The 12,239-nt window shown below is 69.8% G+C and carries 7 protein-coding genes; 1 reads left to right on the forward strand and 6 read right to left on the reverse strand.

Features of this window, described 5'->3' with window-relative positions; all coding sequences use genetic code 11:
• Positions 1–20: 20 nt before the first annotated feature.
• Entirely contained in the window at positions 21–4,391 is a 4,371-nt protein-coding gene (locus tag CVV72_RS13230) for a DNA/RNA non-specific endonuclease (protein WP_255632670.1), read from the reverse strand.
• A gap of 228 nt (positions 4,392–4,619) precedes the next feature.
• The gene (locus CVV72_RS13235; protein WP_255632671.1) at positions 4,620–5,687 is read right to left on the reverse strand and encodes a hypothetical protein; all 1,068 of its coding nucleotides are present in this window, start codon (positions 5,685–5,687) and stop codon (positions 4,620–4,622) included.
• A 259-nt stretch (positions 5,688–5,946) separates the two neighbouring features.
• On the opposite strand from CVV72_RS13235, the gene CVV72_RS13240 reads away from it, so the two are divergent.
• Positions 5,947–8,943, forward strand: coding sequence for an RICIN domain-containing protein (locus tag CVV72_RS13240; RefSeq protein ID WP_219152725.1), 2,997 nt, complete (start codon positions 5,947–5,949; stop codon positions 8,941–8,943).
• 83 nt (positions 8,944–9,026) lie between these two features.
• On the opposite strand, the gene CVV72_RS41645 is transcribed toward CVV72_RS13240, so the two are convergent.
• From CVV72_RS41645 to CVV72_RS13260, 4 genes are read right to left on the reverse strand one after another with little or no spacing between them, the layout of a single operon-like run.
• The gene (locus CVV72_RS41645) at positions 9,027–9,752 is read right to left on the reverse strand and encodes an SRPBCC family protein (RefSeq protein WP_255632672.1); all 726 of its coding nucleotides are present in this window, start codon (positions 9,750–9,752) and stop codon (positions 9,027–9,029) included.
• 29 nt (positions 9,753–9,781) lie between these two features.
• Positions 9,782–10,660, reverse strand: coding sequence for a sucrase ferredoxin (locus CVV72_RS13250; RefSeq protein ID WP_219152726.1), 879 nt, complete (start codon positions 10,658–10,660; stop codon positions 9,782–9,784).
• Positions 10,657–11,940 (reverse strand): cupin domain-containing protein, encoded by a 1,284-nt coding sequence (locus CVV72_RS13255; RefSeq protein ID WP_255632673.1) that lies wholly within the window; start codon positions 11,938–11,940, stop codon positions 10,657–10,659. The genes CVV72_RS13250 and CVV72_RS13255 overlap by 4 nt, the downstream gene beginning before the upstream one ends.
• The gene (locus CVV72_RS13260) at positions 11,927–12,136 is read right to left on the reverse strand and encodes a hypothetical protein (RefSeq protein WP_219152727.1); all 210 of its coding nucleotides are present in this window, start codon (positions 12,134–12,136) and stop codon (positions 11,927–11,929) included. The genes CVV72_RS13255 and CVV72_RS13260 overlap by 14 nt, the downstream gene beginning before the upstream one ends.
• Positions 12,137–12,239: the final 103 nt, after the last annotated feature.

Here is a 12,239-nt window from a genome sequence, read left to right on the forward strand (position 1 = left end):
GTCCTCCGTTCTCTCGATCGTCAGGCCGTCCGGAAGGCGGGACAGGTTTCCTTGACGAGGTTACCGGTGGGGATGTTCTCGATCTTCGCGAAGCACTTCGCGCCGTTCGAAGCGATCGCCTCGATGAAGATCCACCTCGGCATCGCGGCGGTCTTGGTCGCGTACTGGACGTGGACCTCGTAGATGACCGAGACGTCCCGGTTGGGATACCGGTCCAGCATGTCCCCCACCGCGTTCTCCACCTTCTTGACGTCGGAGAGGTTGACCTTCGACCACTGGGTCACGATGTTGTCCACCAGCATGGAACCGTGGAGCCTGGCGGGCACCAGGTGTCCCTTGTGGACAGCCGTACCGTCCAGCTTCGGCGGCGAGGTGTCCGGGTGCCCGACGGGCGCCGCCGGTTCTCCCGATCGTTTCGCGGTCTGGTTGACGCAGACGATGCCGCCGGTGGCGCGTTTGGCGTCGTTGCCGAGCCAGGTGAAGTCCTCCATGGGGTAGTTGAAGGAGATATTCGCCGGGATCACGCTCTTGAAACAGCCCTCCACCTCCCGCTGCCGGGCGAGGGTGCTGAGCCGCTGTCCCGGTTGAGGATTGACCGCCGGCTGCTTCTTGTGTTCGTCCTCCACCTTCTTGCGCAGCGCTTCCCTGTCCACGACCTGGCAGGCGGGCGGTGCCGCCGCCGACGCCACCGCGGCGGGGTTCTTGCATCCCTTGAGCTGCCTGATCAGGTCACGCAGGTTGTCGGTGATGCGGCGGCCGAGCATCTTCACGTCCTTGAAGGTGCGGATGCCCTTCACGATGCGCACGGTCGCCCCGACCGCGTCCGGGATCTTCCGCAGCACCGACGCGATCTTGAGGATCGGCAGCGCGTTGATCACGGTCATCACGCAGGAGATGAAGTCGCCTTCCATGAAGCACCGCTTCGCGTCGGTGTAGCCGATCAGGTCGAGGATGACCTGGCCGCCTTCGTCGACGATGAGGCCCATGAGGTCCCTGTTCGCGTCGGCACGAGCACGGTTGTACTCGTCGACACCCGCTTGCCCCTTTTCCGCGCGCAGCAGTTCCGCTTCCTCCGGCGTCAGCTCGGGAACCTCGCTGTCGTCGGTGATGGCCTGTTCGGCCTCGGCGCGTTCGCGTGCTTCTTCTTCCTGGCGAAGCAATTCCTGCATCTCGGCCAGCTGGTCCTGGATCGCCTTGGCGTCCGCCGCCGCGTTCGCCGCCCGGTCCTCCACGTTCTTCGCGTACTTCTCCGCGTTGGTGGCCGCGGAATCGGCGTCCCGGGCGTGATCCGCGGCCCGGTTCGCGGACTCGCGAGCGGCGTCCGCGTCACGCTGGGCCTGCTCCGCCGCTTGCTGAGCGGCGACCGCGTCCTGTTGGGCCCGGGTGGCGGCGGCGGTGGCTTCGTTCGCCGCGCGGGTCGCGTCGTCGGCGGCCTTCCTCGCCGCGGCGGCGTCGGCCGCCGCCTGGTCGGCCGCCCGTCCCGCCAGCGCGGCATCGGCCGCCGCCTGGTCGGCCGCCGCCCGTGAGGCCTTGGCGTCGGCCTGTGCCTCGGCGTCGACGGCGCCCGCCTCGGCCGATGCCTTCCTGGCCGCGGCCGCGGCCACCGCCGCGGCGGCCGCGGACTGCTGGGCCGCCGCCGCCGAATTCGCCGCGTCGGCCGCCGAAGTGGCGGCCGCCGCCGCGGCCTCGAACGCCGGCTTCACCTCGAGCCCGGCGTTCCTGGCCGCCTCGGCGGCCCGGCTCGCCTGCGCGGCGGCATCGGCCGCGGCGGCCTGCGCGGCCCGGACCTGGGTGTCGCCGACGTCCTTCGCCCGGTTCGCCACCATGAGCACGAAGTCCGCGTCGAGGTCGTCGCCGGTGAACGGGCTGACCAGGTTGATCGCCTGGTCGGCCGGGGCGGCGATCCCGGACCCCGACAATCCCGCCGCGACCGCCGCACGGGTCGCGATCCCCGCCTGGGTGGCCGCGGTGGCGGCCTCCGCCGCGGCGGCGTTGGCCTCCTCCTGGGTCCGATGCGCGGCGGTGAGCGCTTGCTCCGAGTGCACCGCCGCCTCCTGCGCCAGGTTCGCCGCGTTGCGGGCGTTCTCGGCGGCCCGCGATTCCGCGGCCGTCGCCTCCTCCGCCGACGCACGGGCCTTCATCGCCTCAGCGTGGACGGCGGAGGCTTCCCGTTCGGCGCGCGCCGCCGCCTCGTTGGCGCGGGCCGCCGCGGCCTCCGCTTCGTTCGCCGCCGTCCGGGACTTCTCCGCCGCGACTTCGGCTTCCCTGGCCGCCGCCCGCGCCTGCGACGCCGCCGCCTGTGCCCGGTCCGCGTGCGCCCGCGCCCTGCCCGCGGCGGCCTGTGACTCCGTCGCCGCGGCACGAGCCGACGCCGCGGCCTGGCCGGCCTGGGTGGCGAAGCCGTCGGCCGCCTGCGCCGCGTCCTTCGCCGTGTTCGCCTCGGCTCGGGCCTGAGTCGCCGCGGCCCGCACCTTTTCCTTTTCCTCCTGGAGGATCTCCGACGACGCTTCCGCCCGCGCGGCCAGCTGTTCGAGCGCCTGGGCCTTCTTCGCGGTCGTCTCGGCCGACTGCCGCACCCGTGCGGCGTCCTCCCGGGCCTGATGGGCCTTGCCCTCCTCGACACCGGCGTTCTGGTCGATGCCCGCCGCGATCTGTTCCTGACGCCGAGCCTCCTTGGCGGCGTCGGCGGCGATCTGTTCCTGTCCTTGAGCGGCGACGCGCTTTTCGGAGGCGATCCGCTGCTGTGATTCGGCCTCCTGCCGCTTCTGCTGGGCGATACCCGCCTCGCGTTTGGCCTTGTCCCGCTCGCTCGCGGCTTCCCGCTGCTTGGCCTCGGCCTCCTGCCTCTTGAGGGCCGCTTGACCACGCCACTGTTCGGCCTCACGCCGCTTGGCGTCGGCGATATCGCGTTCCCGCTCGGCGTCCGCACGTGCCTGCTTGACCTTCGCGGCGTGCGCCTTCGCGTTCCGCAGCGCGGTTTCCGCGTCGGTCTTCGCCTGCTGCGCCTGTGCCGCCGCTTGTGCGGCCGCCGCGGCCTGTTCACCGGCGGCCGTGGCCAGGCGCTCCGCCGCGTCGGCGTGGGACTGCGCGTTGGCCCGCCAGCGGCGGGCGTTCTCTTCCCGGGCCCTGGCCTTTTCCGCGGCGTCGGTGGCCGCGGCGTCGGCGGCGATCGCGTCGATCGCGTGGGCCGCGGTTTCGGCGGCCTGCTTCGCGGCGTTCGCGGCGGCCGCCATGCCTTGGACGACCTTCGCCCATTGGGTGCCGTGCGGCATCTGGTTCTGCACGAGGACGTCCACTTGGGCGCTCGCCAGCGCGGCCGCGGACTGGGCCTGCTGAGCGTCGGTCCGCGCGTCCCGGACGAAACGCGCGACGTCGTCCTTCGCCCGCTGGTACAGCTCGGGGTGATAGCTGTTCCCCGCCTGATCGGCGGCCAGCGCCCGCGCGGCCTCCCGGGACGCGTTCGCCGCCAGTGTCATGTCGTTGGCGGTCCGCTCCAGCGCCTGAACACCGCTCGCGTGCGCGGAGAGCAGGCTCTGCCGCGCCCGCATGACCCGCGCGATCCGTTGCGCCAGCTCCGAGTTCGCTTCGGCTTCCTTGCGCTGACGTTCCAGGTCGGCGAGCCGGCGCTCCCGGGCATCCGCGTCCCGTTTGGCCGCGGCCAGGTACCCCGTCTTGAGGTATTCCTCGATCGCGGCGTCGCCCTGGGCCAGCGCCGTCTTCGCGGCGGCGGAGACCTCGGGTGTCCCCCGGTCCGCGGCGATCTGCACATGGGCGCGCCGCCGGTCCCGGATCTCCTTCTCGTAGGCGCCGGAACGGCGATCCTGTTCCGTGGCGATGTCCCGCCCGAAAGCCAGGAAGTTCTCGCGGTCGTAGGCGTTGCCCCGCAGCGCGCGGTCGACGGCGGCGTTGAACGCCGGACCGCCGGTGCCCGCGAGGGACTGGATCACCGCGCGGTTGCGGTCGTCGGCTTCCTGCTTGCGGCGTTCCGCCCGTGCCTTGGCTTCCTGGTGTCCCCGCTCGAAGAACGTCGTGATGGCCGCGTCGTCGCCGGCTTCGGCCTTCTTCAAGGCTTCCCGCGCCGCCACGCGGACTTCCTCGTGCTCGTCCAGCGCCGCGATGTCGGCGAGCAGGTCCAGCTGCAACTGCCGGAGCAGCGCCTCCTCTTCCGGGTCACTCGTCGCCGTCGCCGCGGCGGGCGGCGTCACCGCGCCCGGCGGCGTGGCGGGCGCCTGCTGCGCGGCCGCCACCACCGGGACGGCGGGCGCGGCGGCGGCGAGTTCCAGCCCCGCGCCCGACATTACCAAGGCCGTGGTCACGGTCAGCACGACCGCGCCGCGGCACCATCCGGAGGCGAGTGGCCCCCGTCTGGCGCGTCGCGTCTTCCTTTTCATGGCACACCACTCCCCAGTAGCAGAAAGATTTCGTGAATCGCGCACGAGAAGAATCCCGGGAGGGTTTCCGGGCACCGGAGAAAACGGGACGGGCGCAGCTGTCCGCCACCCCGCCCCGTCGGCCGTCGATTACCCGTCTCGGCGTTGAATCGAGCGCACCGGAGCCCTTTTCGAATTTACTCGAAAGAAGAAGTCCTGAAGCGCTTGAAAAGAGATGCCCGGCTGAACTCAGCCCGCGGGCGACATTTGGTCTCGATGCTCTTTCGCATGCTTTTCGACACTCGCCCAGTACTGGGTCTGCCCGTCGGCGAACGTTCCGTCGGCGGCCCAGCCGGCACGATTCTTGTCCGCCCTGGTGGCGATCATCGCCCAGACCGGGTCGACACTGGCGTTGGCCCGGTCGATCACCGTCCGCCAGTACCGGGCCTGCTCGGCACAGGCCAGCGCTTCGCTTTCCCAGACCGCGCGGGCTTCATCGGCCTTTTCCCTGGTCGTGGCCCATGCCCGGGCGGCGACCGCGCGGGCTTGCTCCGCCGCGGCACCCTCGGCCGCGAGCGCCTCCCGCTCGGCTTCTTCCGCGTCCGCGATCAGCTGCGGAATCAAGGCATAGAAGCGGACACCCGCCTCCTGCGTGCGGATCCGGTAGACCTCGACATCCGTCGCGGCCGCGGCCATCCACTCGGAGGCGAAGAACGCCCGAAGGTGACTGTCCGTACCTCCGGCCCGCAAGGCGTGCTGGGCGGCCAGGCGCACCTGCTCACCCGGATCGAACTCCGCCAGCAACCGCACGAACGCGCGGTCCTGGTCGAGAATCTGCTGTTTGTGCTGCTCATCGGCCTCACGGGCGGCATCGTCGAGCGCCTTCGCCGCCGCGAAACCGGTCCGGAAGAACTGCTCCTGCTGAGCGGAACTGCCCTTGTACGCCGCCGTGGCCTCGGCGTGCACGTTAGGCGAATACTGCGCGCTGTAGTTGGTCATGACCCGCCGCGCGAACTCCTTGTTCCGCGCGTGGTATCCCTCGGCCCGCTTCCTGGCCTCGAAGAACCCCGTCCGGACGAACGCCCGCAGGGCCGGCTCGCCTTCGTCCGACCGCAGCGCCTGCCACGCCGCCACCCTGACCAGATCCTCCGAGTGGTACAGCGCGTTCTGCCGGACGATCGGATAGTAAATCGAATTCTCGATACCGGGCACACTCGACCCGATGGCCGTTTCTGTTACTCCATTCGCCGTAGCGACATTTGCGCCGATCCCGATGATCGACACCACGAGGGCGCCGAACAGTGCACGAAGTCTCATCCCCAGAACCCCAGACCCCAGAATTGCGTGCTCGCGCACGCCTGAGGACGACTATGGCACAAGGACACAACGCCCGTAAAGGGCGTGATCCACATCACAGTCACGGTCTTTTTTTCGCCATTAACTGGTCTCCTATTCGCACTCGCGATGGAGACCGAATGACGGTCTCGCGCGTTACATCCAAGGAGAGGATGTCTTGAACGGATACTGGGGTCCCTCCGGCGTGCCATCGGCACGGCGAAGAGGGGTTTTCAAGAGATTGATCATCGCCACCGCGATCGTCGCGACAACGGCGGGCGTCGCGGCACCCGTCACGGCTTTCGCCGCCCCGCCGTCGGCGCCGTCGGCCGCCGCGCAGTCCACGGACATCGACAAGGGCAACGCCGCCGCCGTCCTGAAGATCGTGGCCGGACCCGACCTCCTGGTCCTCAGCGACCGGGGCTTCGTCGCCGCGATGTACTACGCGGCCGACGACATCGACAAGCAGCATCCGCTCGAACCGGAGCACCAGAAGCTCAAGGAGACGGCCATCGCCGCGCTCGCCGCCGACGGCGAGGCGGCGTCCACGCAGTGGATCAAGGTCGGGATCCACGACGCGCACCGGGAAGACGAGAAGATCGTCACCGACCGCCGCCAGCAGCAGGAGCAGGAACGCGCCGCCAAGGCGCTGGCCGCGTCGACCCTCAGCATCCCGGTGGACAACACCGTCCTGGCGAAATCGATCTTCGACTTCATCGTCCACTTGGAACTCAACGCCGACGGCTACAAGGACATGGCCGTCAAGGAGGCGGCCCGCACGGCGCTGCGGGGTACCGCGGACGATCAGTGGCGCTTCCTGACCGTCGTGCTCTTCGCCGAGCACAAGAAGGACGTGGACCGGGTCATCCAGGACGACGCCACGAAGGACGAAGCGGCCAAGGCCGCTGAACGGGCGAAGGCCGCCAAGGCGAACGCCGTGTCGCACACGCTGGGATCCGTGCCCCCGGCGCGGCTGGAGTACCTGATCAACCTGAAGGACCGGGATTTCGTCGTCGAAATCTGGAAGTCGGTGCCCCGCGACACCGAGGTCCACGGCGCCGCCGAAGACGCCGTCGGCAGCCTCGACCCCGCCGACTGGGCCTTCTTCATCAACCAGGGCGCCGAGGAAGCGCACCTGCGGGACATCGTCAACGAGCTCGCCAAGCGCGACCAGGAGTACATCCGCCTGATCACCGAACTGCGCACGCGCGCGGCGAACCAGCTGATCCGGCCGGCGCTGGTCGCCGCCGCGGACGCGGCACTCGCCGCCAAGCGCAGCGATCGCGAGAAGTTCCTTCGTACCGGCCAGTACGAGAACCTGGTCCAGACCTTGCGGGTCGACGCGTACAGCGGTGTCGACGTCTACCTCACCGACCGCAACGGCGACGTGGTGCTCGAACAGTGGCAGCCGGGCGAGCGCCCGGAGGCGCGATGGAGGATCGAGCCGGGGTTGAGCAATCCCGAGTGCTTCTCGTTCCAGTCGGTCAGCCGCCCCAACCACTACCTGCGCTGGCGTTCGGGAGCGTCTTCCGCGGCGAACACGGCGATGATCCCCCCGCAGTCGCAACGTGTGCGGGCCTACGTCGACCCGACCGACGGCTCCAACGCCTTCAAGGGTGACGCGACCTGGTGTGTGCGGGGTGACGCCTCCAGCGTCTCCATCCGCCCTTCGCGCAGTTCGGGCAAGTACCTGTTCGTCACCGGCGCGATCGATGACGACGCCTACGCGATCGCGACGAAGTGGCACGCCGAGGCCCCGCTGGCCCCGCACCCGATCGACCGGCGCTACGCCGCGGAGCAGCCGCTGCGCGACAAGCTCGGCAAGCCTGTCGGCGACTTCGTTCCCGAAGGGACTTCCAACGGGGTCGGCCTCGGCCACCGGTTGTACGAACGGGGCAGGCTCTACCTCACCGCCGGCAACGACGGGACCAACCAGCGCTACGCGGTGCAGGCGGTCTACAACGGACCGGTCCTCGACAAGCTCCTCGCCCTCGGCGGGCCCGCCGGAGTCGGCGGCGCGATGACCGACCAGGTGCCCACCAAGGACGGCAACGGCCAGGTCCTGCGGGTCGTCAAACCCACGATGGGCGGGCCGCACCTCCACATCGTGTGGAGCGCGTCGACGGGGGTCCACATCGTCTTCGGCCTGATCGGGGAGATCTGGGCGAATTCGGGCGGGGAAACGGGTCCCTACGGCTACCCGCTCTCCGACGAGGGCACCGTCAGTGGCACGAACGTCCGCTACAACCGGTTCGCCGCGGGCACCATCTACTACGTGCCCGGTAGCGCGATCCGGCAGGTCAAGGGTGAGATCCACCGGAAGTTCGCCGCCATGGGCTTCGAGGCGGGCATGGGTTACCCCCTGGCGGACGCCGGCACCTACGGCCCCGACGCCGGCCCCATGCAGCGCTTCACGTCGGGCTCGGTGTACATCACCCGCAACGGAACCGTCGCGATCAACGGTGACATCCACCGGAAGTTCGCCGAGCACGGTTACGAGACCGGCCCGCTCGGGAATCCGACGGGCGATATCCGGTCCACTTCGGACGGTGTGGGCAAGGTCGCCGACTTCGCCACCGGTTCGGGTTCGATCTACTGGCATCCCAGCACCGGCGCACGCCTGGTCTACGGGAGCATCAGTGTGAAGTACAAGCAGCTGGGGGCCGAGCGTTCGTACCTGGGCTACCCGAAGTCCGACGAAACCGCCCTCCCCATGGGCAGGCGCAACCTGTTCCAGAACGGCCGGATCGACTGGAGCAGTGAGAACGGCTCGACCATCGCATACCGGGTCGCGGCGGTCCCCCACAAGACGGTCGACCTCAGGGGAGCCAAGTCGGGCCGCTGCATCCAGACCGCAGGCCTCGTCGGGGAAGGCGCGTTGAACGATCTCGCCGGCATGGAGCTGTGGGACTGCGTCGGCGGTGTCAAGCAGCTTTGGGACGTGACCCATCTCGGCAACAACGTCTACGTCCTGAAGAACCGCCACTCGGGGAAGTGCCTCGACCTGCGGTACGGCGAACTGCACAACGGCAACTCGATCGTCCAGTACCAGTGCCACAACGGGACGACGCAGCAGTGGGAGTTCACCACCACCGCGGACGGCTCGGTCGCCCTCCGCAGCGTGCATTCGGCGAAGATCGTCGAGGCCGCCGGTGGCGCGGACCCCAACGCCACCGCCGTCGTCCAGCAGGTGGACACCGGCCAGGCGCACCAGCGATGGACCGTCCGCCCCTACTGATCGAAGACGACGCTTCGTGAGGAGCCAGTGCGATGACGGCCGCGACCCGGATCAGGGTCGCGGCCGTTCCGCTCCTGAGGCCGTCAGGAATCCCGGTGTCCCGCCCAGCCTCCCTCTTTTTCGGCGGCGTCCACATCGGCATCCGCGGTGACGGTGTGCGCCAGCGCGGCAACGGTCTCCTCGAGCCCGCGCTGCACCGTCTCGTCATCCGCGTCCCGGACGCTGTGCAGGGTCACCGTGAGACGAGCCGCCGCGGGACCGGCGTCCTCGATCGACAACTCCCCCTGATAGTCATGCGGCCCTTGGGCTCCCCACCGCAGGGAGCGGTTGGCCTCGTCGACCTTCAGCCACGCGTCACCTTCCACATGCTCGCCGTCGACGTCGGCTTCGACGTGCACGGCCTCGCCGCCTTCAGGCTCGGCCCGACTCATTTGCGGGAAGTAGCGAGGCAGGTTCCGCGGCTCTCGCAAGTAGGCGAACAGGTCCGCGGCGGGCATCTCGATGGTCGCGGTGTGCCGGTATTCGGTCATGCGGCCGGATACCCCGCGTCTCCTCCGCGAAACCGCACTGAGCCGGACGATCAGCGGAACCGCGAGGACACCCAGGACGATCACGATCAGGATCGTGGTCCCGAGGACGTTCCCCGGGACCAGCGGCCCGATCACGAACAGGGCGACCAGCATCCAGCCCGCCGACGTGACCGTCCCGACGGCGAACGATCGCCATTTCCGGTCACCCGGCCGGCGTGTCAGCAAGCCGCTGACGACCATCACTGCGCCCAGCGCGCCCCACCACCACTGCTCCCCCATGGCTTCCCCACCTTCCTGGCGGCACCCGGTCAGTACCGGAGATCCACCAATTCGAACACCCTGATCGTTCTCACGGGTTCGGACGCGCACGTGAGCCGCCTGCCCGCCGGGATCCGGCCTTCGCGCAGGTACACGACGCAGTCGGGTTCGGCGAACACCACCTGCCAGTCCCTATCACCGGTACGCGTGGTCTTCGTCCACCGGAGATCATCGATTCCGGCGGCGCCGGTCGCGGCGCGGGCGTGGTGGTGAGCCGCTTGGACGATCGGCGGGTACGCGGAACGGCCGCGTAAGGAGCCGGGGTCGAGGATGCCCTTCGAATACCGGTGGAAGAGACCGATCGCGTCGTCCGGGCGCAGGCCGCCGAAGGTGAAACCGTGTGGCAGCACCACCATCGAGGGAGCGAACCGGCAGCCGCCGAGGTGACTGCATTCCCAAGTGTCCTCGGTGAACTCCGCGGCCAGCGCGGTCGCGAGCGAACGGCCGCGCACCGCGCAGCAGGTGTCGTGTCTGCCGTGGACGCACACGAGCGCAAGGGGTTTCTTCCACACGTTCCCCGCTGCGGCAGTGATGCGGGAGAGTTCCGCGGCGCCGGTGAATTCCCCGGTCCGGATCTGCTCGTGGCCGGGACGAGCGTCGACCCGGAACCAGCGGAAGGGCCGGTCGCGTGTGGACGGACGCCGGGCGACACGGCGCACCAGGGCGATCCGGCCGTTGACCCGAGCCGCCCAGGAGCCGAGGTGGGCGACCGCTGCCGGATCGATCCCGGATTCCTTGAGCGCGAGGCGGCCCCACGGGCCCGGATGTTCGACCAGGAGCCAGTGCTCCGCGGGCGGGGCCGTTCCCTCCCCGGGATCGCCCGCGGCTTCGGCCAGGTCCGCGCACCGTTCCGCCGGTGTCGCGGTCATGCGGTCGCGGCCATCAGCACGCCTTCCCGGAGCAGGCGGCGCACGAGCACGAGCTGATCACCGCGGTCCATTCCCGGAATCTCCCCCAGCCGCCATGTCCTTCCGTCCAGCAGCGCCGTCAAGGCGGTCGAGGTGGCCGCCGGCAACGAGAGGCGGCGATCCGGGAGTTCGAGGACGATCCGGCCGTCCGCCGTGTCCCCGATCCGGAAGCGCAAACCCTCACGACGCCGCACGGCATCCCCGTCGCCGAGGCCCAGTACGAACCTGGCCGTGGCGACAGGTGCCAGAGGTTCCGGACGATTCCCTTGCCACGTCCTGTCCCGGACGTGCCGGGCGATGGCGTCGCCGGGCACGGCCCGCAGGGCGGCGATCAGGTCTTCCCGGACGGACTCGACATGGGCCTCCAGCCGGTCCGGGTCGGCGACGTCGATCCCCAGCGGGAGCGACGTGCGCAGCCGTTCCTCGGAACCGACGAGCGCGGTGAACGCTTCCACCAAGGCGAAGGCGGTGATCACGTGGACGCCGATGGTCAAATGCGCGGAGACGTCACCGAGCGCCGTCGCGGAATGGAGCCAGCCCCGGGGCAGATACATCACGTCGCCCGGCTCAAGGACCTCGTCGATGGCCGGAGCGTCGTCACGGGCGCGCGCGGCGACGGCATCGGCGTGCTCGCTCCACGGCTGATCACGCAAAGGCGACGGGTGGACGGGCGCGTGCACCTTCCATCGCTTGCGGCCTGCCAGCTGGAGCACGAAGACGTCGTGCACGTCGTAGTGCGCCGAGAATCCCTGCGACGACGGCGGAGTGATGTAGGCGTTGACCTGCGCGGGGTGGCCGAGCTCGCCGGCCAGGCGCGTGGTGAAGTCGATGACGGCCGGCCAGACGCGATGCAGGCCCTGGAGCACGATGGTGCTGCCGTCGGCGAAAAGAGCGGCGACCCGGTCGTCACGGACCTGGTCGCCGATCTCCGCACCGACACCGGCTCCCCCGGTGAACGAACGGGAATCGACCACGGCCCCGTCGCGAGCCAGCCGCAGGAACGGCGTCCGCAGCCCGCGGCGGGACAGCATCTCGTCGACACCGTCCAGATCGAGCAGATCACCGAAGCCGCCACCGGTTCGCCGCAACAACGGTTTCCTGCCCCAATGCCGGGCCGCGAACTCTTCGGTGTCCGCACCGACCAATCGCGACAGGACACTTTCCGGGACGCGGCCGTCCACCGGCACCGGGACGCTTTTCCCGGTACCGGTGGACGGCTCGCTCAGCTCAGCTCGCCCCACTGTCCGCGCCGCCGTCGGCCCCGCCGTCGTGCTGGCCCGGGGTGCCTTCGCCGGCGCCGGAATCGGCAGGCCCTTCGGCGCCACCGTCGGCCCCGCCGTCGTGCTCGCCGGGAGTCCCCTGGCCGGCACCGGCGTCGGCCGGTCCTTCGCGGTCCTCGCCAGATGTGGTGGAGATGTCGTCGTCGTTCAGGCTCATGTCGATTCCCTTTCCCATGATCCGGATGAAGCAGTGGCCGGTTACCCCGGTTCTTCCCGGAGCACACCTGCGGAGACCTTCACGATCGGCTTACCCCGCAGCT

The organism is Amycolatopsis sp. TNS106 (genome assembly GCF_019330265.1).
Taxonomy (GTDB): domain Bacteria; phylum Actinomycetota; class Actinomycetes; order Mycobacteriales; family Pseudonocardiaceae; genus Amycolatopsis; species Amycolatopsis lurida.